Source organism: Bernardetia sp. MNP-M8 (assembly GCF_037126285.1).
Classification (GTDB): domain Bacteria; phylum Bacteroidota; class Bacteroidia; order Cytophagales; family Bernardetiaceae; genus Bernardetia.
The window spans coordinates 2340230-2362502 of record NZ_CP147012.1 but is presented as its reverse complement, the minus strand read 5'-3'; the positions used below and the strand labels follow the sequence as shown (position 1 = coordinate 2362502).

Here is a 22273-nt window from a genome sequence, read left to right as displayed (position 1 = left end):
GATTATAGGTGTAGCTAAATAGTCGGTTTTAACTACTCTAAAAGAAACTCAATTTTACTTTAGGATGAACAAATCTACCGTTGCTTGTGTCCTTATGGGACATAATAAAAGCTATTAATTTAGAAATTATATTTTAAGCTAATTCCTCCAAACGATTGTGTTCCTTTTGGAGCTGGTAAATAAGCATCAGGTAATTGATTCAAGAAAACCATATAATAATATTGAGTTCCTCCAAGATTATTTGCACCTGCATAAATATCAAGACTAAACTTAGAAATTGTCTTTCTAAAACCAATTTTAGCATTGACCAAACTATACGCATCTGTAACATTTTCGCCATCTGAAGTAAAAGGCATAGCATCACGATACGAATAAGCTACATTTCCATAAAATCCTAAGTTTGTATTGAAATCTACACCTGCATTAGCTACCCAAGGAGCAACACCTACAACTGCTTTTCCACTAAAATCAACTTCAGCAACTTCACCATTTGCAAGAGATTGATATTTGAAATTATCATATTTAAAATCTGAATAAGTAACATTCATATACGGATTAATTCCACTCAAAAAGCCTGTTTCAGACTGATACGCATTGTATTTTAGCAACACTTCTACACCTGTGTTTTTCTGACTTCCACCATTAGCAATATACGTATAGGCTGTTGTGTTAGCGTCTAAAGGAACAGCAACAGAAGTAAATTTATTTTCAAAAATAGTTTCAAAAATAGCTACTTGATAGTTTAGTTTGCCATTCAGAATACTTCCTTTCGAACCAATTTCAAACTGATTTCCAAATTCTGGAACTAGACCAGTATTAAGTTCTCCACTTGTAGAAAGTACAATATTTCCACTTACAGGAGCTTTATAACCTTTGCTATATGAAGCATAAACGGAAACCGAATTATTGAATACTTTATTGATAGCAATTCTAGGAGAAACCATATTGTCATAATTAGCAGAAACATTTGTTGGTTTGTCGCTATTTGCGTTGTACAATCTATTCTCCAAATCTATTTTCAAATTGCTACTTCCAATACCTGCCGTAATTGAAATATCACTTGGTAAATGAAGTACCCATTCTGTAAAAATAGAACTCGTTCTTGAATTTGAATATTGATTACTACGAACTCCTCCAATGATATTATAACCCAATGAATCTTTTGGATTGGTTACCATGCTGTAGCCTATAATTTGAGCAAGTTGTTGTTGAGTTTCAATTCCTGCTGTTCCTGTAAGACTTACATTTTGAGTTAAGTTAAATTTAAAATCAAAAGTAGAACGAAGACCATAATTAATTGGGTCTTTGTCTGTCCAACCACCAGCCGAACTTACATTGCTTGTCAAACCTGTTCCGAAAATAGTTGTCGTATTCGAAATCCAGTTTTTAAAATCATATTTATGGCTAATTCCTGTTCTGAAACTGACTACATCTGAATGAGCGTTATTTTTAATATAACGAGCATTTCCACTATAATCTTTGGCTTCATATTGTTCTTTAGAAAGTTCTCCACCTCTGTCATCATGGCTATTGCTGTATCCAAAGTAAGCTGTAATGGTTTGTTTTTGACTAAGTTTTGTATCAAAAATTAAATTCATAAAATCCTTTTTTGAAGAATTATGAGTCATATATCCATCAGATTGTTGGTGTCCATAATTTACCAAAAGTGAGGTTTTATCAGTTGCTGTTTGGAGTGTTGTTGTAAAACGCATCAGTCCATAGTTACCCAACATGGCACTCTGTCCGATGGAAGTTTTATTTTTTTCTGGACGGATAGTTTTTAAATTAACTACACCAGCAATCGCCAAACCATACAAAGAACCCGAAGGACCTTTAATTACATCCACATTTCCAATCGAACCAAAATCAATATCATCCATTAAAGTAACTCCTTCAGCATCAGTAATTGGAATATTATTCAAATAGACTTTATAACCTTGTCCATCAAAATTATTAGAAGCTCCTCTAAAGCCAACACCATTTCCATAACCACGAATATTAAACTGCTGTCCAGAAGAAACAGCACGTCTTTGCATTGTAACGCCAGTAACATTTGCATTGATAACATCATCTAAATAGAGTCCTAAACCACGATTTAGTTCTCGTGTAGTAAGATGAACCTGCGAAACTGGTTTTTCTAAAAGCTCTTTATCAGAATTTATTGTTGATACAACTTCTACTTCATTTAGATTTTCAGTAGCAACAACCAAAGAAACAGTCAGAAATTCTTCACAATACTCTACGTTTATTGTAGAAGTTTGGTAGCCAAGAAAGCCTACCGAAAGAGTTATTTGAGCTTCACAATCAATAGAAAACTCGCCTTCTGCATTTGAGATGAAGATAACTTTTCCATTTTTTTGAATTTTTGCTCCTGAAATAGCATTTTTGGTAGTTGCATCAACTACCTTTCCTTTTAACTTAGTTTGAGCAAATAAATTTGTAGCACAAAAAACAAGTCCTAAAAAAATTAGGATAGAAGATAAATATATACGTTTCATTTTTTTTAAATTAAAATAAGATCAATATTTTTTAAAATTAGACGCACCAAAAAACCTAAGCAGAAAATTGTTTTTTGCTTATTGATAATATAAATGGAGTTGTCTGTAAAATTGAATGAGGAGGATAAAATAGAAGTTGATTGTTTTTGCTATACTTCGCTGTTGTTGATGTCCCCACCAACGACAGAATTATAAAATACAAACAAAAGCCTTCAACTTATAGACTTATCTTAGCCGTTGTTGGTGTCTCCACCAATGACAGACTAAGTAGTCGTTTATCCAAAAATTTAAGAAAATCAAACATGCCTAGGAGGTGGGCTATGAATATCTAAATGAAGTGAATGATAAAGGTTGAAATAATAGCCCAAGGTGGTATTTTCTTCTTTTAAAGAAATGGCTATCCAATCAGCATTTAAAATAGTAAATTGAGTATCTGACACATATTTAGCTAGTGTTTTGTATAGCGTTTTGGCAGATGTAGGAGATTTTTTTTCATTTTTAGAAGATAAATGTAATGCTAATTCTTCCTCTAATCGTTTTTCTAAATCTTTAAAAAGGATAGTTTCTTGGCTGTCATTTACACAATGAAAAATTTGTGTAGAGTCGTTTACAAATTCTGTTCTTACAATATCGTACATAGTTCCTCCATAACGGAATTCAGCTTTAGTTGTCCAATCAAACTGATTCTTAATGGAAGGTTTATAAATAATGTGTGCTAACTCTTCTTCTGGAACGCCTTTTTTGATGCGTCTCTTAATATCTTTTTTGATATAGTGTTCCCTTACTTGGAAAGAAACATAAACACCCAAAATATGGAAAGAAAACAGAGAAAGTAGCAAAAGGGTAATTATTTTTTTCACTACAGATATAACAGGTAGAATTTTGAATTACAAGCAAATTTAGAAAAAAAATAAGAATTACAACTAAAATTTTAATAAAATCAAAAATATTATTTGTATTTTTCTGCAATCCACCTTATTGTATCCTCTAAACTTCTAAAATCTGTATCTAACTTGTCTTTTATTTTTTGATTAGAATAAGTAGTCGTTCGGCTTGCCGATTCTAAAGAATCCTTTGTAATAATAGGTGATTTTCCACTAATAAAACTCCATACTTTAATCAATCTCCAACCATATTTATTTATCCAATTTGGAATGGGCTTGTGAGGAGGCTTTTTGTTTAGTGCAATAGCAATTTTTGGCATTAGTTCCGAATAAGCTACCGTTCCACCATTCAAAATATAACGTTCATTATACAACTCTGAATTTTCTAAAAGTGAAACTGTCATTTTTGCAACATCACGCACATCTACAAAATTACTAAAGCCACTTCCATAGTATGGTTTTTCGCTTTTTATATAATCAATCAAAACAGTACTACTTCTACCATTTTCATCGTAGCCCAAAACAAAAGAGGGATTAACAACAACTACATCAAGCCCTTCTGCTTGTCCTCTCCAAACTTCTAGTTCTGCTAAATTTTTGGTAAAAGAATATGCACTAAAACCTGTATATTCGGGTGTCCAACGTGCTTTTTCATCTATGAAGGTAAGTTCATTTATTTTATCATTAGCATTTATTTTTATGTTTTTATTTTGCTGTGATGCCAACGGCTGACCAAGCGCAGCAATTGAACTTATCTGACAGAATACCTTTACATTATTGGCTAGAGCTGCATTTACTATATTTTCTGTTCCCTCTACATTGGTTTGGTGCATTTCTTTTTTGTCTTTTGGGTCAAAGGAAACAATAGCTGCACCATGAATTATTCTTTCAACTCCTTTTGTGATTTTATCCAAAAAGACAACATCCAACAAGTCACCTTCTACCCATTCCAAAATTGAAGAAGGATAATTTTGTAGTTTTGTAGGAATTTGGCTACTTGCTCGTTTTAAAGCAATTATTTTGATGGCTTGCTGATTTTGATTACTTGTAGTTATCAATTCTTCTACCAAATAACTTCCCAAAAAACCTGTTGCACCTGTGATAAAATAATTCATCTTTATATAGTGGTTAGTGATAAATTATTAGTGATTAATGAATTTCAAATTTAGAAAAAATGATTTGATTTTTAATCAATTAATAATTTACAAAAATACGAAAATTAAAAACACCATTTTTAGAAAAGGAATTTTTGAATTGTATACTTTTTTAGTAGTTTCGGAAAAACAAAACTCTACTTATGAAATACGTACTTTTTTATACTGTAAATGGTTTGGGATTAGGACACCTTACTCGCTGTTTGGCTATTGCTCGTCAGCTCAAAAAACAAGATTCTTCGCTTGTACCACTATTTTTTACAGCTTCGGAAGGTTCGCATTTGTTGTATCAAGAGGGTTTTGCCTACTACAAAGTACCTAGTAAAACAATTGCTAGAGATTCTAAACTTTTAAAACGAGATTTAGCTATTTCTTATTCTGAAATTCTGACTTCGATTGTAAATACCTACCGTCCTGTGGCTTTGGTAGTAGATACTTTTCCTTTGGGTTCGATGAACGATTTGCTTTCTGTTTTGGGACTTCCTCTAAAATGGAAAAAATTCTTTATTCATAGAGAACAAATGAATATGGACAGAAATAAAATCGAAACACAGAGTTTTTATGATTATATAATTGCACCACATAGTCAAGGAATTACAAAAATTCCTATTCCAGCCAATAAGAAAGATAGTTTGTTTTGGAGTAATGAAATTTTGATACGAGAAAAATCAGAATTACAATCAAGAGAAGACATTAGAAAAAACTTGGGAGTGGCAGAAGATGAAAATTTACTTTTAGTCAATCTAGGAGGAGGAGGAGACACCACTACAACAGAAAACTACAAACAAATTTTTGATTTGATTTTAAATTCTTCTTCTTTACTAAGACAAAAAAAGATACGATTACTTGTTCCCAAACCTCCTTTAAATTCTACAAATAAACTGAAAGAAATTTTCTTAAAACTTCCTGCTTCTACTATTTCATTTTCTCATTTTCCACTTATAGAATTAATGCCTGCTTTAGATTTTGCCATTTCTGCAACAGGATATAATACATTCAATGAACTTCTTTCTTGTAGAATTCCAACTATTTTTATTCCAAAAGCAAGGGGATATGACGACCAATATGGAAGAGCAAAAAGAGCTTTTGATGCAAAGGCAGCCTTATTTTTGGAAGAAAACCAAATTAAAACTCATTTAATGAAAGAATTACAACTTTTATTTGATAAGAAAAAAGAGATGTCTCAAAGTATGTCTATATTTCTTCAGGCTGATGGGGCAGACCGAGCAGCTCAATTTTTATGCAAAAATATAAATGCATAATGAAAATATAAGTGATTGGTTTTTAGTGTTTTATTCGATAAAAAACTATTATTATCAAATAAAATATAGTATATTGACGTTCACTTACCCTATAAAAAGAATACTCAATTTTTAATATGGATAAAAAAATTATTTTATGTGTTGATGATGAACCTATTATTCTAAATAGTTTAAAGCAAGAGCTATCTCAACACTTTGCTGATTCTATGATTATAGAAGTAGCTGAAAGTGGAGAAGAAGGATTAGAAATTATTGATTTCTTTAAAGAAAAAGGAAAAGAAATTGTTGTTATTATTTCAGATTATATTATGCCTCAAATGCGAGGAGATGAGTTTTTGATAGAAACACATCGGGTGTTACCCAATTGTATGAAAATCCTTTTGACAGGGCAAGCAAGTCTTGAAGGGGTTACAAATGCAGTGAATCGTACTAATTTATACAGATATATTTCAAAGCCTTGGAGTACCAAAGACTTAATGATGACAGTTGAGAGTGCCATTGAAAATTATGAAAAAGACAAAACATTAAAATCTCAAAACAGACAAATACAATCTAGTATTCGATATGCAGAACGCATACAATCGGCTGTTTTGCCCTCTTCTAGTTATCTTAAAGAATTACTTCCTAGTCACTTTGTATTTTATAAACCAAAAGATGTAGTAAGTGGTGATTTTTACTGGTGTAGAGATGAGGATAACAAAATAGTTATTGCTGTTGCTGACTGTACAGGACATGGAGTGCCAGGAGCTTTTATGTCTTTGATTGGACATCAACTTCTCAATCGGGCTGTTATAGATAAAAAAATATATTCACCTGAAAAGATTTTAGAAAACGTAAATAGAGCAATAAGAGCAGTTTGGAATGGAGAACGTGCAAGTATTCATGAAGGGATGGAAATCGCTATTTGTGTAATTGATAAAGAGAAAAACAAAATATCGTTTGCAGGTGCAAAAAGACCTATTTGTATTATTCAAAATAATGAATTGTACTATATAAAAGGAGATAGAGTGGGAATAGATGGAAAAGAAAATGCTATTTATACCAAACATGAATTCGAAATACAACCCAACACTCAAATCTATCTTTATTCAGATGGTTATCAAGATCAGTTTGGAGGAAAAGAAAATAGACGTTTTATGAGTAAAAAACTTAGAGACTTATTCCAAAGAATAAAAAGTAAAACATCTCAAGAACAATTAGAAGAACTTTCTAGTGAATTTGAAAGTTGGAAAAGAAACTATGATCAAATAGATGATGTGCTTGTATTGGGCATAAGATTATAATACCAATCAAGATTTTATTTCAATAAGTTTCTACCAAAAAGAAAAATATCTAATTGAAGCCTTCAATAAACAAAATTAAAAATAAAATAACAGTTGTTTAGGTAATAAGTGTTTTTGGAGGGTAAAGATTCAACAATAAGATATTATATTTATTTTTTGAGTAATTCTTAATTATTAAATAAGAGCGTTTTTTTTGATGAAAAATAAAATTCTTTGAAAAGTACACGATTTTTGTACAGCTATCTATATCATAACTATAATCAACTACTGTCATTATAATTAATGAAAAGTTATCTTTTTTATCTTCAAATAAAAAAGTAATTATTTTCTTTAGTTTTTTTTTACTAAAAAATATTATGATTATGAAGAATATAATATTCTTCGGTGATAGTTTGACAGAGGGATATGGTTTGCAATTAAGTCAAGCTCCTCCTGCTCTTATTCAACAGAAAATAGATAAATACGGCTTACTTTACAACACCATTAATGCTGGTGTGAGTGGTGATACTACACATAGTGCTATCATGCGTTTGCCTAGTGTACTTCAACAGCAAGAAGTAGATATTTTTGTACTTGCTTTAGGTATAAATGACCTTTTTAGAGGAATTACTCCTGAAAAAATGGAACAAAACCTTATGCAAATTATCGAACGTACAAAAGCACAATATCCAAATGTAATGGTTGTGATAGCAAAAGTCAAATTACCTATTGAATTACTTGTTGGTTTTGGAATGATGGGACAAATTGCTGCACAATATGCTGTTCAATATCAAAAAGTATATGAAAGGTTAGCTAAAAAATACAACTCTCCTCTTATTCCTTCTTTATTAGAAGGTGTTATGGGAGAAGTAAATCTAAACCTTTCAGATCGTTTGCATCCTAATGCACAAGGTTATGAGATTGTAGCAGATACAATATGGCAAACTATTTATCCTCTTTTACGTCAGACTTACGCTAATTAAAAATCACTCTTATTTTCTACTTATATACTACTTTAATTTTTTTATTAATTTCCCACTAAAATAATAGTAGAGTAATAAATCATGGTATTAATTTTTAATTCTATTATTACTCTACTAATTTTTTTGCCATTGGTGATATCTTACCAGCGAAAGAAAAGATAAAACAAAAAAATACCCTTTACTTTTCAAAGAAAATAAAGAGTATTTAGTTTTTTATTTTTTATCAAAAAAACACAAATATTATAAATCTTGTGCTCCTACAATAAATTCAGAAAGGTCTAATACTTTAATTTCTTTTTCTTTATTGAAGTGCTTGATTCCATCTCCCATCATTGTCATACAGAAAGGACATCCCACAGCTACATAATCTGGACGAACTGCAACAGCTTCTTCTGCACGTTCGATATTGACTTCTTTTTTGCCTTTTTCAGCATCTTTGAACATTTGTGCGCCACCTGCACCACAACAAAGTCCTTTAGATTTACAGCGTTTCATTTCTACCAACTCAGCATCTAATTTTTCCAAAACTTCACGAGGAGCTTCATAAATATCATTTGCTCTTCCCAAATAGCAAGAATCGTGATAGGTAATTCGTTTTCCTTTAAATTCTCCTCCTCCAAATTTCACTTTACCCTCATTAATTAGTTTTTGAAGATAAGTAGAATGGTGAATAACATCATAGTTTCCACCCAATTCTGGATATTCATTTTTTAATGTATTGAAACAATGAGGACAAGCCGTAACAATATTTTTGATATTGTAATTATTCAATACCTCAATATTCATAGCTGCCTGCATCTGAAAAGTAAATTCATCACCAGCACGACGAGCAGGGTCACCTGTGCAGCTTTCTTCTGTTCCCAAAACAGCAAAATTGATATTTGCTTTATTCAAAATCCGAATCATCGCACGAGTAACAGCTTTATAACGGTCGTCATACGAACCTGCACAACCTACCCAAAATAATATTTCTGGAGATTTTCCTTCAGCAGATAGTTCTGCCATTGTAGGAATTCTTAATGTTTCTTCGCTCATATTTTTTATGTTTATTTTCTCTAGTTCAAGCGTCGACGCTTGAACTAGAGAAAAGGATTAAATCTTTATTTTAGAAACTATTGTCAAAGTCAGACTACTGACTATTAGCAAAGTTTTAATTCTAACAAAATTGTATTAACTGATGACTGATAACTGAAAAATTACTGTTTACTGATTTTTCATTTCATCAGCCCATTTAAAACGCTCTGTTGGCGCAAATGCCCAAGGCGCACCGTTGTTTCCTACATTAGTTAGCATTGCTTTCCACGCATCAGGAACGTCAGCTTCTTCCATCGCTACATAACGACGCATTTCCAAAATTGGCTCTAATGGATTAATATTTACTGGACATGCTTCTACACACGCATTACACGAAGTACACGCCATTAATTCTTCTTTGGTTACATAATCGCCATACAACATTTTATCATCTGGCTTGTAGTATTCACCCATTTCATCCATACGTTGTCCAATTTCATCTGCACGCTGACGGACATTCATGACAATCTTACGAGGAGATAGTTTTTTACCTGTCATGTTTGCAGGACAAACATCTGTACAGCGTCCACACTGTGTACAGGTATAAGCATCTAAGATATTTCTCCATGTCAAATCTGTTACATCTTTTGCACCAAAAGAAGGAATTTCGTCTTCCATTCCTGCGTCTGCTGCTGGTTCTTCCATTCCCATTGTAATTTTGACTTCTTTAGTGATAGAAGGCATGTTATTCATTTCGCCTTTAGGCTGCAAACGAGTAAAATATACATTTGGGAAAGCAAGGAAAATATGAAGGTGTTTTGAGTAGGTTACATAAATGGCAAAACCCATAATTCCTACAATATGAAACCACCAAGCAGCACGTTCTAACAAGACAAGTTGAGTAGTTGTAAGTCCATCATAAAGAGGAATAAGTGCTTGACTTACCAAAAAGCGAACAGGAGTATTTTCAAAGACTTTATAGTGTGCAGCATCCATATTATTTACCAAATCTGTTGCTCTCATTTGCAAGATAGAATCTGTTGCATTCATTGTAAATAAGAAAAACATTAATACAATCTCAAAAATTAAGATAAGATTTGCATCAAGATGCGCCCAGCCTTTCATTTCTGGTTTATCAAAACGTTCTACTTTGACTATATTTCTGCGAATCAAGAAAATAATACAAGTAGTCAAGACACCAAGAGCTAGTAATTCAAAAAATCCAATTAAGATTTGATAAATAGTTGCACCAAATAAAGGAGCAAAAATACGGTGATGTCCTGTAATTCCATCAATTACAATTTCTAGAATTTCAATATTAATTAAAAGGAAACCTGCATAAATGACAAAGTGCATTAAGCCTACAAACGGACGTGCAAACATTTTTTTCTGTCCAAAGGCAATCAAAATCATTAATCGTAGGCGTTCAGCAGGATTGTGTTCTCCTTTCCAAGATTTTCCTAATTCGATGTTGCGTCGAATATATTTATAACGACTGAAAATTACGCCTGCCGTAACCAAAAGTGCAGTTACAAAAAGCATAATTTGAAATAGAGACGTAAAAATTTCTAATTGTTTCATAAAAAAGGGCTATATAAAAATGAATATCTAATTAAATATATGGTTATTGTCTTAATTTTTTTTGTTCTAATTATTGAGTATGCAACTTCAAAATAAACCTGAAAGTTTTGAGAAGAAATTAAATATAGATAATTGTAAAGACAATAAATAGAGAGAATTAACAAATTTAGTCGGTTTGCATAACAAATTTGCAAATAAAGAACTGATTTTGATAATTTAGAGATAGAATTAACTCGTTTTTATATTAATTTAGAATGATTCTATTTTTTATTTTTTTTGTAAAAATTACTTCTAAATCAAAAAAAGTCTACTTGATTAAATTATCAAATAGACTTTTATAGTATAGACTAACAAATTTTAATTTATAAACTTTGTTGTTTATAATAAATTCAGTTTTTTCATAAAACGATTTTTGTAAGATGCTCCAATCGGAATTGTTTTGCTAGGCATTACTACACTGGCATCTTCAATGCTCATTATTTTAGTGAAATTGACAATATACGAACGATGTACACGTATAAAATCAGACTCAGGCAATTTTTTCTCTAACCCTTTCATTGTCGAATGAATAATATATTTACGTGTCTCTGTATTAATAATCACATAATCAGACAGTGCTTCAATAAAAAACACATCACTCAAACGCAAACGAACAATTTTATTATCAGCTTTGATAAATACTTCATCTTGATTCTCAACAGTTACATTTGAGGCTTTTAGATTGGCTTCTGCTTTTCCTACTGCCTTCAAAAAACGAGCATAATTTACGGGTTTTACCAAATAATCAGTTACATTATATTCAAATGCTTCAACAGCATAGCTTGCACGAGAGGTAACCAAAATAATTTGAGGCATATCATCAAGTGTTTTCATTAGATCAAGTCCTGTCATTTCAGGCATCTCAACATCTAAAAAAACAATATCAACTTCTTTTGTTTTGATGATTGTAAAAGCGTCAGCAGCATTATCTGTTTCTTCAAGTACAGTCAAACTCTCTGTTTTGTTAGCAAAATGCTTTATTACATTGCGAGAAAACTCGTCATCATCTACAATTAAACAATTCATATATATAGGGTCTGGTAGTTTTTACTTAGGTTAGGAGTAGGTTTGGAACAGTTATGAATTACGACTTTTTAAAAGCAGTGAAGCTAATGAGAAATTATAAGCTGTAAAAGTGAATAATATATCTCATCAAAAGCGTTTTTTTAATAAATTGAAAGATACGAAAAATCAATTACGAATTAAAAATTATACTTACTTTTACTACTAAATAAAAATGTGTAATTTTTAACTTTTAATTGCTAATTCTCCGATGTGTTTTTCAAAAAGTAATTTCATGTATTTTCCAACAATATCAAATTCAAGATTGATTGTATCACCTACTTTTAATTTATGGAAGTTAGTATGCTTATAGGTATAAGGAATAATAGCAACACTAAAACTACCTTTTTTAGTTTCTCCATTTATTTTTGAGCCACTCTCTGAATCTACAACGGTAAGGCTGACTCCATTTGTACAAATAGATCCTTTCTGAACAGTAAAATTTCCTTTATCTTCATATTCAAAATAAAAACGCCAACTTCCATTCTCATCAATTATTTTTGTACAAACAGCTGTTTGATCGACATGTCCCTGTACAATATGTCCATCAAAACGACCATTAGCAGGCATACAACGTTCCAAGTTTAGTTTTGAACCTACTGTCCAACTTCCTAAATCTGTTTTTTGAAGAGTTTCTTCAATAGCTGTTACAAAATGTCTATTTTTGTTCTTTTCAACTTTTGTCACCGTTAAACACACGCCATTATGAGCAACACTTTGGTCAATCTTGAGTTCATTAGAAATAGATGATTCTATTTCAAACATCTGATTTGTACCTTCTTTTTTTATAGAAATAAGTGTTCCTATTTCTTCAATAATTCCTGTAAACATACTATATATCTTATGTTGATTTGTAACTTTAATTTCTGATTACGAAAATCCAAAATACTTTCTCAAAATACAAATAGAACTTATTTTAGTCAAATTCGTTTACTCAATTATAATGATAAATGTTTTATTTATTGACTAATAATTCTTCTAAAAACAGGTAACACTTTGTAAGTAAACGTGTTACTGTAACAAAAATCTATCTTTATACACTATTATTCTATCCAAACAATTTGACTTTTTTTACTCTATATTTTTTTAATTATTACAACCTTACTATAAAAATTCATAAAAGCTATTCTTTTTCATTATTCAAAATGAAGAATAGTTTAGTAGGTATTTTGTGCCTTATTTTTTTGTTTTCTACTTTTGCTTCTGCAACAAATGTACTGACTAATACGGTAGATGGAGATAATTTGTTTAAACTAATTGGTAAATCTAAAACAGATCCTTTAGTAAGAGATTTTTTGAATAAATTAGGACTCAAAGATGAGTCTCTTAGCTCTACTTCTATCTGGACATATCCAAGCAATGGAATTAGAATAGGTTTTTATAAAGGAAATATTATTGATAAAATAATGCTGTATGATGATAGTTATTCAGTAAATGAAAAACAATTTGCAGCTTATTCTAACAAATTACCCAAAAATTTGACTTGGAATGACACAAAATCTTCTACAATAGTCAAACTAGGTAAACCTTCAAAAGACAATGCAAATTATATGGAATATAGCAATCTTCCTGTCGAAGTAGTGTTTTATTATACTGGTTCACGAATAAAATCAAGATTGAGAGGAGTATTATTGCATTTTAAAAATTGTATTTCTGGAGACTGTCAAGAGGGAGAAGGAGTTTATGTAGAAAGAGATGGTTCTCGTTATGAAGGTGAATGGAAAGATGGCAAAAGACACGGAAAAGGACAACTTGTATATCAAAATGGAGTAACAAAAAAAGGGTTTTGGGAAGGAGGCGTTTATAAAGGACAAGATTTTTTTGAGTCAAATGGATTATACGACTTATTAGGAAAGCATAAAGATAGTGAAGAAGTAAAATTAGCAAGTAAGAGACAAAAAGAAGGGTATCAACAAATTCATCTTGCTTATGACCATTTTCAATATGTTTTTAATAATAATAAACTTCGTTTTTATTTTAATGATTATGGGTTTTTGTATAAAGTGGCTGTCAATAAATCTGGTTTTGGTGAAGTTTCGCATCCTCTAACTGAAAAAGTAACTCCTTATTCAGATCAAAATTATGTAGCTTATATTATGGGAACTCCCTATAAAAAATATAATTATCGAACAGGTTCGACGTGGCTCTATAAAGATAAAAAATTTGATCTGCGTATTCGTTTTACTAAAAACGGAATTATGGATGGAATTGATGTAACAGTAAATGACGAAGATATTTTAGTAAATGCTGAAGAGGGAAATTGCAAGACTGGAAATTGTGAAGATGGTTTTGGAGAACTTCTATCTGAATCTGGAAGGTATATAGGTAAGTTTAAAAATGGAAAGTTTGATGGACAAGGAACTATGTATTATGCCTCTGGTGGATATTATAAAGGGAATTTTTCGGCAGGAATGCGTGACGGACGAGGAACTTATATTTGGTCAGATAACAGTAAATATATAGGAAATTGGAAAAATAATCAAAAACATGGGGTAGGTTCAATGCACTATCAAAATAAAAGTCGTTATGAAGGGCAATGGTATCAAGACCAAAGACATGGAGAAGGCTCAATGTATTATCCTAATGGCGAACATTATATTGGAGATTGGTCATACAACTCCCAAACTGGAAAAGGAACTCTCTACAAAACAAATGGAAAACAACAAACTGGAATTTGGCAAAATGGAAGGCTCAAAACAACTTTATAAAAAAACAATTTAGAGTAATAGTTAAAAATAAAAAAGCTATTCCATTATGTATAAAAGGAATAGCTATCTAGTTTGTATCTCAAATTGGCAGTAGGAAAATTTTTAATCTTCTTCTTCCATTTGGTTTAAGACAATTTTTACATCTATGATTTCTTGAAAATCTTCGCCAGATTCTTGCATGTCTTCATCATCCTCTTCATAAAACCAGTTGATAAGAACATTGTCATTTTTTTGTTGTAGAGCTTCTAACTTTCTAAATATCTCTACTAAACATTTTGAAGAACTTGTATTAAAGTATTCCAATTTTACATCTAAAATCGTATTTGATTTTGCTTGACTGACATAATTATCTAACCACTCAAAGAGAGGTTTGTAAAACTCAATAGAGTTTTCTGGAATAGAGCGTCCTGCTATCAGGAAGCGTCCTTCGTTAGAGTTAAAATCTAGTTGAGGTGTTTTATTAGTACCTTCTAAGAAAAAATTTTCCATTCAAATATATTGTTTAAGCCGAAACTTTTACTTTCAAACTAAAAAAAGAATTATCCTCGCCAGTGTCTTCAAAAGCATAAACGAGTTTTTCGCCCGAACGACGTGCGATGTCAATTATTCCTAACCCTGCTCCACCTTTCACAGAAACCTCTCCACCATGTAATTGTTCACGGTAAAGCTGTTTGATTTGTTCAGCAGAAGACTGATTAATGCGTTCAATATGTGCTTTCAAGGTATCGACAAGAGAGGTTGGAATGTAATTTCCAGTAGAAATTTCATATCCTGTTGTATTTTTGGAAAGAACAAATAATACTGTTTCTGGGCTTTCAGACTTTTGCACACCTTCTCCCTGCGTGTGATGGTAAACGTTTTGAAGAGCTTCTATCATAATGTGATAGACCTTTTTTCGAATTTTAGATTTTTGTTCGAGGGCAGCTAATCGCTCGTCTGCTACACTCAAAATCCCATCGAAAAGAGGCTGTGATGGAGCTCCTTTGTACGATACAATTACTTCGCCTTCCAGCATTTCTCTATAGTAATCATTCAGGTTCAAGATTTTTATACTGCTTTAGAGTGGAACTAAAATTTTTTAGAGTTTTCTAGTCTATTTTATAATTTAGTAATTAGACAATTTTGATTCTGTTTTGTTTTTCAGAATTTTATCAAGACAGACTAATTTTTAGAAATATACACAAAATAGCTGGTTTACAAAAAAATATATCAAAAAAAGTAATTCTATAATTTTGTCTTAGTTCTATAGCTTTGTGTGTTCTTTAAAAAATAAAGAGAATTTTAAAATACCCTACATATCGTAAATATATAAAATAATTTTAAAACACAAACATTATTTTTCTGTTTTTTGAATTCCTTTTTTATCAATACTAATTTTTCGCTCTCTGTAAAGATTTCCAATTAACTTTTTAAATGTTTTCTTACTCATATTAAAATAATCCATAATCTCTTCTGGACTACTTTTATCAGAAATAGGCAAAAACCCATTGTTTTCTTCTAGTTTTTGCATAATCAGAGTGCTTTGGTCAGCAATTCCATCAAAACCATCTTTGCGAAGTCTTAAATCAATACGACCATCTTCACGTACTTTTTTTATGTAAGCCGTTCTTTTTTGTCCGTGCAATTGCTCTTCTCCAAAAATCTCATTGTGATAAAGCATTCCATAATAATAAATACCCTCTTTTTCTATAATACAACGATAACCAATTTCTGTATCTGCACCAATAATTGCTGTTACTTCTTCATCTTCTTGCAAATCAATATCTTCTCGTTCTACAAAGCTTCCTAGTTTTCCTAAACCGATTACACGATTTGTTTTGTGGTCTAGTACAAGTTTGACGAACATATAATCTCCTATTCGTATTGGATCTTGAGTTTCTCTTGCTTCTTTATTACCTTTTGGTACTTCATCATGAGGAAGAAATAAATCTTTTTCAATAAGTCCCCAATCCAAAAAGAATCCAATTCTTGTAATATCAACTACTCTCAAGGCTGCAATTTCTCCCACAACTGCAAATGGTTTTTCGATAACTGCAACAGGACGGTCTTGTGTATCTGTATAAACAAAGACCTCTATTTCATCTCCTTCTTTTGCTGTCTCGGGAACATACTTTTGAGGTAAAAGAACCTCATCTAAGAGTGAACTTCCAACATACACACCATTCGGAGAAGTGCGTAAAATGGTAAGTGTATTATATTGACCGATTTGTATATTTTTGATTGGCATAATTTCTATTTTTACTTTGTAATTTGAATTACAAATTTAGCTTTATTTTAAGGCATAATAAAATAATTTTATTTCTGCTTCTTTATTTCGCTCTATTTTTTATCATTTCTATTTTTAGAAACAGCTATCTCTATTTCTGTCATTATAGCTTGAGACTCATTAAAATAAGAAAAACTTACTCAGCAAGTAATTTTGTATCTATCTCAAAACCTATTTACTTTACAGGCGTTTATCCTATACAAACTATTGTCAGAGTTATTTTGGATTACCAAAAAACTACTGACAAAGTTTAAAAATCAAAAACTTTGACAGTCCTTGTAAGGCTATCAATAGTTTGAAAACAAAGAGACAAAACCGTTTCTTTGTTATTTCTATTCGAAAAAATATATCACAGACTTCCTAATCTGTGCAAAAAATATAATCCTAATTCACAGACTGGTAAGTCTGTGGTACTCTATTCTAAGATGAACCAGCTAGAAACGAACGAGCAAACAGAAGAAAAAGTATTAAAACTCTCTCCTAGAGATTTTGTCAAAAAATACCAAAAAGACGGTATTATTCAGACAATTTCAGCAGGGCTAACTGAAGAAAAACCAAAACGCATTCATTTGAAAGGACTTATGGGAAGTCAGGATGCACTTGTTTTGGCTGCCATTTATCGTTCGAATCCTGCGCTTTCTCATTTTGTGATAATGGAGGATGCTGAAGAAGCTGCTTATTTTTATAATGATATTCAACATTTGCTTGGCGAAACCTTGTCTAGTTCTGCGCCAAATATTTTATTTTTTCCTACTTCTTATAAAAAGCCATACAAATTTGAAAAAATAGATAATGCCAATATTTTGCAGCGTTCGGAGGTTCTGACTAGACTTAACAATCATCATTCAGAAGAAAATGGACTTATCATTGTTACTTATCCATCTGCACTGACAGAAAAAGTGATTAATAAACAGGTTTTGGCAGCCAATACGTTTGTTGTCAAAATTAATGAAATCGTTGAGCCAAATTTTGTCATTGAAATATTGAATGAATATGGTTTTAAGCGTGAAGAATATGTTTTTGAAGCAGGACAATATTCTGTCAGAGGGGGAATTATTGATATTTTTTCGTATTCAAATGAATATCCGTATCGAATAGAATTTTTTGGAAATGAAATAGAAAGTATCCGAACTTTCAAACCAACCGACCAGCTTTCTATCGAAAAGGTAAATCGTGCTGTCATTGTTCCAAATGTTACCGAAAAAGTACAAAAACAAACGAGAGAGAATTTTTTAGAATTTGTACCAAAAAGAACTAGATTATGGCTAAAAGATTATGCGCTGACAGTAGAAGTGATAGAAAAATATTTCGAAAGGGCATCAGAAGATTTTGATACCATTTTACAAGTATCGAATTATACCCAAATTATCTCTGACCCAGAAGAATTATTTATCACAAAAAAAGAATTTAAAGACCAAATAGAAACATTTGTTCAACTAGAATTTGGTAAAAAATTTAGAAGAATTACAGAAAAAACAAAAGAAAATAATACCGTTTTTGAGTTTGATGCAAAGCCACAACCGACATTCCATAAAAATCTTCAAAACCTTGTTTTTGATGTAGAAAATTATAATCAAAAAGGCTATCAATGTATTATCGCTGCCGATTTACCAAAACAGATTGATAGAATGCACACTATTTTTGAAGAAAAAGGTGTAGGTGTTCAGTTTTATGGACTTAATATTGGTTTGCGAGGTGGTTTTATTGACCACAATCAGCAACTTGTTTGCTATACAGACCATCAAATTTTTGAGCGTTATCACAGATATAGCACCCAAGAACGTTTCACAAAATCAAAAGCTCTAACACTCAAAGAACTCAATACACTACAAGCAGGCGATTATGTTACACATATTGATTATGGAGTTGGTCGTTTTGCAGGTTTGGAAAAATTAGATGTCAATGGAAATGAGCAAGAAGCCGTTCGTTTGATTTATAGAGATAATGATGTTTTGTATGTCAGTGTGCATTCGTTACACAAAATTTCAAAGCATTCTAGTCAGGATGGAAGTTCAATGTCGCTCAGTAAACTCGGTTCGCAAGATTGGAACAACAAAAAAAGTAGAGTAAAAAAGCATTTAAAAGATATTGGTACAGAATTAATAGCCTTGTATGCCAAACGTCAAACTGCGACAGGTTTTGCCTATCCAAAAGATAATTATATGCAAGCCGAAGTTGAATCTTCATTTTTTTATCAAGATACACCCGACCAAGCCACAGCAACCAACGACGTAAAAGAAGACATGGAAAAACCTGTTCCGATGGATAGATTGGTTTGTGGAGATGTAGGTTTTGGTAAAACAGAAATTGCTGTTCGTGCAGCGTTTAAAGCCGTTTCGAATGGAAAACAAGTTGCCGTTTTAGTTCCTACGACGGTTTTGGCAGCGCAACATCATCGTACTTTTAGTGAACGTCTTTCAAATTTTGGTGTAAATGTAGATTTTATCAATCGTTTCAGAACAGCAAAAGATGTACGAGAAATTTTAAAGAAATTAGAAGAAGGACAAATTGATATTTTGGTAGGAACGCACAAAATTGTCAGTCAAAAAGTAAAATTTAAAGATTTGGGGCTTTTTATTATTGATGAAGAACAAAAATTTGGTGTCAAAACAAAAGACAAAATAAAGGAAATGCGTGTAAATGTAGATTGCTTGACTTTGACAGCTACGCCAATTCCCAGAACGCTGCAATTTTCACTTTTGGGAGCGAGGGATTTGTCGGTTATGCACACGCCACCACCCAACCGTCAGCCAGTAACTACGGAGGTTCATAGTTTTAATGAAGCCTTGGTTAGAGATGCTATTAGTTTTGAGCTTCGACGAGGTGGACAAGTATTTTTTGTTCATAACCGAGTGATTGATATTTATGAAGTTGCAGGAATTTTGACAAGATTAGTTCCTGATGCAAAAGTCGTTGTCGGACACGGACAGATGAAAAACGACCAGTTGGAAAAAACAATGATGACTTTTATAAATGGCGATGCTGATATTTTGGTTTCGACAAATATCATTGAATCGGGTTTGGATATTCCCAACGCAAATACGATTATTATCAATAATTCTCATTTGATTGGTCTTTCGGATTTGCACCAAATGCGTGGGCGTGTGGGTCGTTCCAACAAAAAAGCCTTTTGTTATTTGCTTATTCCTTCACAGGCTACTTTGCCAGCCGATTCTAGAAAACGTTTGAAAGCGTTGGAGGAATTTAATGAATTAGGTGACGGTTTTAAAATTGCGATGCGTGATTTGGATATTCGTGGTGCAGGAAATCTTTTGGGAGCAGAACAGAGTGGTTTTATCAATGATTTGGGATTGGATACCTATCATAAAATGCTAGAAGAAGCCATTTCAGAACTCAAAGAAGACGAGTTTAAGGAGCTTTTCCAAAACCCAAATGCTACCAAACCAAAAGAACTAAAAATTACGTGTTCGATAGAAACCGATTTAGAGATACTGATACCAGAAAGCTATATTTCCAATATTTCCGAACGCCTTCAACTCTACATTGAAGCCGATAGATTAAAAAATGAAGAGCAGTTAGAAAAATTCAAAGAAAGTGTAAAAGACCGTTTCGGAACGCCACCAGAAGATTTTGATAATTTATTACAAGCTGTTCGTTTGCGTTGGATGGCAGAACAAATTGGTTTTGAAAAACTGATTATCAAAAATGAAAAGATACGAGGTTATTTCATTGCAAACCGTCCAGATTATTATCAAACGGATGCTTTTGGAAAAGTTTTAAAATACATTCAAGAACGACCAAAACGTTGTCGACTAAAAGAAAGTAAAGACCGTGTTATCTTTATTATGGAACAAGTCAAGACTTTGGAGGGTGTGATGAATGTTTTTAGGGGGATATTGGAAGATTGATTTGTTTTTATTTCTAGTGCAAGATTCTTCTTGTACTTGCTTTTTTGTCAGCATATGCTGACGAAATTATAGACACAAGGTTGTAACCTTGTGTCAGAGTGGGTTTAGTTTTTTGACTTCAAATATTCTGCATAAGCGAGTTTACTTTCTAATTCTACCAATTTATCCTTTTCGATGTTTTTTTCTCCTAGCTTTCTAGCAATTTCAATATTATCCCAAGCTTTAAAGTATTCAGATAGTTGCATTTTTACTAATGCTTTTTGATAATACACATAACTATCATTTGGAGTTAATTCAATTGTTTTTGAATAACATAAGTCAGCTTTTTTTAATAATTTTATATTTGAGGGATAGGCTTTATCATAGTAATAATCCCCCAGTATTGAAAAATTTCTTCCATCTTTAGGATTTAGTTCTATTAATTTATCTATACAACTTAAACCATTTGTAGAATCATTACTATCAAAGCTATTAATCATTTCGTTCCAAAGTCCATCATAGTAATTAGTATTAAATGAATTAATGGTAAATAACCATTTGTTTTCATCTAAATCTTTTATTGAACCAAAAGTTCTTAAATAGATTAATGTTTTAGTATTCGATTTTACTTCCTCTCTCCAGTAATTAACTAGTTCTTTTTGTAATGGCAACCAATATTTTTTATCATTTGATTTAATCAATACTTCCTCTTGAAATAAGTCACTAGCTTTTTGAGGAATACTCAACGCTTTAAAAATTGAATTTAACCAATTTAATTTTGTTTCAGATATTGGTCTTATCTCTCCATTACCTTCAATTAAAGTTAAGTACCCAAAAGTTGATGCATAAGTATTTACATCAGCATCATGACCTCCTTTTTTGTTTTCATTATTATAAAAGTCAATTATTTCTTCAAACTCCATTAACGTATTGGGAGTTCTGTTATGGATATTACTTTTTTGTGCCAGTAATTGATTAAAAACAAGAGAAAGGATAAATAATAAAACACTTTTTTTCATTTTTTTGGAAATTAAATACAAGTTATTTATAACTGAAAAAACTTTCATATATACCTCAAAGCCGTTGTTGGTCTTTAGTTTCGGCAACGCCGTTACGATGACCAACAACAAACGTACACGAACAATTTAAGAACTTTCTACAAAATAAAAAAATCATTCCAGTTCTTTCATGTAATGCTCCGTTCTTCGTAGTGTTCCCAAATAAATAAAAAAGTAGGTTGGGCGTTGTCTTTAGCGAAGCGATGACTACGACCTATCAGGTTTGCTTATTTACTTCTTCTTCAATTTATTCAAATCTGCTTTTGTAGGTCTTAAATACAATCTCCTCCCTCTGTTCAGCTTAGAATAAATCGTAGTTAAGCGTTGTCTATTGACTACGATTTATCATTTTGGCAAATCTTCAGATTTGCGAGTGAGAGGTATTTTAATTTTCTCACTGCTGCTTTTTAAAACCGATGTCATTCTAAAAGGCAATTTTAGTCTAAGGTATTTGTATTTTTTTCTTTTTCAAAAAAGACATTTTAAAACGCTTTATTTTTATAGATAAAGAGTTTTTTGTATTCAATATTACTTATAAATTTCCTACCTTGTAGGAACTCCGTTCAGCTTAGAATAAATCGTAGTTAAGCGTTGTCTTAGACTACGTTATCATTTTGGCAAATCTTCAGATTTGCGAGTGAGAGGTATTTTATT

16 protein-coding genes are annotated in these 22273 nt (G+C 31.6%); 5 read left to right on the top strand and 11 right to left on the bottom strand.

Annotated elements, in window-relative coordinates:
• Positions 1–119: 119 nt before the first annotated feature.
• The 3 genes from V9L04_RS09775 to V9L04_RS09765 form a co-directional block, all read right to left on the bottom strand.
• The gene (locus V9L04_RS09775) at positions 120–2498 is read right to left on the bottom strand and encodes a TonB-dependent receptor (RefSeq protein ID WP_338793905.1); all 2379 of its coding nucleotides are present in this window, start codon (positions 2496–2498) and stop codon (positions 120–122) included.
• Between the two features lie 296 nt (positions 2499–2794).
• A complete protein-coding gene (locus V9L04_RS09770) occupies positions 2795–3358 on the bottom strand; it encodes a hypothetical protein (RefSeq protein ID WP_338793904.1) in 564 nt (187 codons plus the stop codon).
• Between the two features lie 89 nt (positions 3359–3447).
• Positions 3448–4497 (bottom strand): NAD-dependent epimerase/dehydratase family protein, encoded by a 1050-nt coding sequence (locus V9L04_RS09765; RefSeq protein ID WP_338793903.1) that lies wholly within the window; start codon positions 4495–4497, stop codon positions 3448–3450.
• A gap of 182 nt (positions 4498–4679) precedes the next feature.
• Between V9L04_RS09765 and V9L04_RS09760 the strand changes: the two genes are divergently transcribed.
• The 3 genes from V9L04_RS09760 (at position 4680) to V9L04_RS09750 (ending at position 8043) form a co-directional block, all read left to right on the top strand.
• Positions 4680–5798 carry a glycosyltransferase gene (locus tag V9L04_RS09760; RefSeq protein ID WP_338793902.1) on the top strand — a complete coding sequence of 373 codons (1119 nt, stop codon included), beginning with the start codon at positions 4680–4682 and terminating at the stop codon, positions 5796–5798.
• A 116-nt stretch (positions 5799–5914) separates the two neighbouring features.
• Positions 5915–7081 carry a SpoIIE family protein phosphatase gene (locus tag V9L04_RS09755; protein ID WP_338793901.1) on the top strand — a complete coding sequence of 389 codons (1167 nt, stop codon included), beginning with the start codon at positions 5915–5917 and terminating at the stop codon, positions 7079–7081.
• 362 nt (positions 7082–7443) lie between these two features.
• Entirely contained in the window at positions 7444–8043 is a 600-nt protein-coding gene (locus V9L04_RS09750; protein ID WP_338793900.1) for an arylesterase, read from the top strand.
• Between the two features lie 240 nt (positions 8044–8283).
• On the opposite strand, the gene V9L04_RS09745 is transcribed toward V9L04_RS09750, so the two are convergent.
• The 4 genes from V9L04_RS09745 to V9L04_RS09730 form a co-directional block, all read right to left on the bottom strand.
• Positions 8284–9078, bottom strand: a complete 795-nt coding sequence (locus tag V9L04_RS09745) for a (Fe-S)-binding protein (protein ID WP_338793899.1) — start codon at positions 9076–9078, stop codon at positions 8284–8286.
• Positions 9079–9246: 168 nt separating this feature from the next.
• Positions 9247–10599, bottom strand: a complete 1353-nt coding sequence (locus V9L04_RS09740) for a (Fe-S)-binding protein (RefSeq protein WP_338794193.1) — start codon at positions 10597–10599, stop codon at positions 9247–9249.
• A 417-nt stretch (positions 10600–11016) separates the two neighbouring features.
• Positions 11017–11703 (bottom strand): LytTR family DNA-binding domain-containing protein, encoded by a 687-nt coding sequence (locus tag V9L04_RS09735; RefSeq protein WP_338793898.1) that lies wholly within the window; start codon positions 11701–11703, stop codon positions 11017–11019.
• A 222-nt stretch (positions 11704–11925) separates the two neighbouring features.
• Positions 11926–12570: a riboflavin synthase gene (locus V9L04_RS09730; protein WP_338793897.1), complete on the bottom strand. Its 645-nt coding sequence runs from the start codon at positions 12568–12570 to the stop codon at positions 11926–11928.
• 314 nt (positions 12571–12884) lie between these two features.
• Between V9L04_RS09730 and V9L04_RS09725 the strand changes: the two genes are divergently transcribed.
• Positions 12885–14447 (top strand): hypothetical protein, encoded by a 1563-nt coding sequence (locus tag V9L04_RS09725; RefSeq protein WP_338793896.1) that lies wholly within the window; start codon positions 12885–12887, stop codon positions 14445–14447.
• 102 nt (positions 14448–14549) lie between these two features.
• Here V9L04_RS09725 and V9L04_RS09720 read toward each other — a convergent pair whose 3' ends face one another.
• The 3 genes from V9L04_RS09720 to V9L04_RS09710 form a co-directional block, all read right to left on the bottom strand.
• Entirely contained in the window at positions 14550–14936 is a 387-nt protein-coding gene (locus V9L04_RS09720; protein ID WP_338793895.1) for a DUF1987 domain-containing protein, read from the bottom strand.
• 13 nt (positions 14937–14949) lie between these two features.
• The gene (locus V9L04_RS09715; RefSeq protein ID WP_338793894.1) at positions 14950–15462 is read right to left on the bottom strand and encodes a SiaB family protein kinase; all 513 of its coding nucleotides are present in this window, start codon (positions 15460–15462) and stop codon (positions 14950–14952) included.
• A gap of 318 nt (positions 15463–15780) precedes the next feature.
• Positions 15781–16674 carry a S1-like domain-containing RNA-binding protein gene (locus tag V9L04_RS09710; protein WP_338793893.1) on the bottom strand — a complete coding sequence of 298 codons (894 nt, stop codon included), beginning with the start codon at positions 16672–16674 and terminating at the stop codon, positions 15781–15783.
• 464 nt (positions 16675–17138) lie between these two features.
• Between V9L04_RS09710 and mfd the strand changes: the two genes are divergently transcribed.
• Positions 17139–20582, top strand: a complete 3444-nt coding sequence (gene mfd, locus V9L04_RS09705; RefSeq protein WP_338793892.1) for a transcription-repair coupling factor — start codon at positions 17139–17141, stop codon at positions 20580–20582.
• A gap of 104 nt (positions 20583–20686) precedes the next feature.
• Here the strand turns inward: mfd and V9L04_RS09700 are convergent, their stop codons facing one another.
• The gene (locus V9L04_RS09700) at positions 20687–21580 is read right to left on the bottom strand and encodes a hypothetical protein (RefSeq protein WP_338793891.1); all 894 of its coding nucleotides are present in this window, start codon (positions 21578–21580) and stop codon (positions 20687–20689) included.
• Positions 21581–22273: the final 693 nt, after the last annotated feature.

What these genes read in the sequence shown, in the direction of transcription:
- V9L04_RS09775 (WP_338793905.1), bottom strand. Translation starts at nt 2,498, where the DNA reads ATGAAACGTATATATTTATCTTCTATCCTAATTTTTTTAGGACTTGTT.
- V9L04_RS09765 (WP_338793903.1), bottom strand. Translation starts at nt 4,497, where the DNA reads ATGAATTATTTTATCACAGGTGCAACAGGTTTTTTGGGAAGTTATTTG.
- V9L04_RS09760 (WP_338793902.1), top strand. Translation starts at nt 4,680, where the DNA reads ATGAAATACGTACTTTTTTATACTGTAAATGGTTTGGGATTAGGACAC.
- V9L04_RS09755 (WP_338793901.1), top strand. Translation starts at nt 5,915, where the DNA reads ATGGATAAAAAAATTATTTTATGTGTTGATGATGAACCTATTATTCTA.
- V9L04_RS09750 (WP_338793900.1), top strand. Translation starts at nt 7,444, where the DNA reads ATGAAGAATATAATATTCTTCGGTGATAGTTTGACAGAGGGATATGGT.
- V9L04_RS09745 (WP_338793899.1), bottom strand. Translation starts at nt 9,078, where the DNA reads ATGAGCGAAGAAACATTAAGAATTCCTACAATGGCAGAACTATCTGCT.
- V9L04_RS09740 (WP_338794193.1), bottom strand. Translation starts at nt 10,599, where the DNA reads ATGCTTTTTGTAACTGCACTTTTGGTTACGGCAGGCGTAATTTTCAGT.
- V9L04_RS09735 (WP_338793898.1), bottom strand. Translation starts at nt 11,703, where the DNA reads ATGAATTGTTTAATTGTAGATGATGACGAGTTTTCTCGCAATGTAATA.
- V9L04_RS09730 (WP_338793897.1), bottom strand. Translation starts at nt 12,570, where the DNA reads ATGTTTACAGGAATTATTGAAGAAATAGGAACACTTATTTCTATAAAA.
- V9L04_RS09725 (WP_338793896.1), top strand. Translation starts at nt 12,885, where the DNA reads ATGAAGAATAGTTTAGTAGGTATTTTGTGCCTTATTTTTTTGTTTTCT.
- V9L04_RS09720 (WP_338793895.1), bottom strand. Translation starts at nt 14,936, where the DNA reads ATGGAAAATTTTTTCTTAGAAGGTACTAATAAAACACCTCAACTAGAT.
- V9L04_RS09715 (WP_338793894.1), bottom strand. Translation starts at nt 15,462, where the DNA reads ATGCTGGAAGGCGAAGTAATTGTATCGTACAAAGGAGCTCCATCACAG.
- V9L04_RS09710 (WP_338793893.1), bottom strand. Translation starts at nt 16,674, where the DNA reads ATGCCAATCAAAAATATACAAATCGGTCAATATAATACACTTACCATT.
- mfd (WP_338793892.1), top strand. Translation starts at nt 17,139, where the DNA reads ATGAACCAGCTAGAAACGAACGAGCAAACAGAAGAAAAAGTATTAAAA.
- V9L04_RS09700 (WP_338793891.1), bottom strand. Translation starts at nt 21,580, where the DNA reads ATGAAAAAAAGTGTTTTATTATTTATCCTTTCTCTTGTTTTTAATCAA.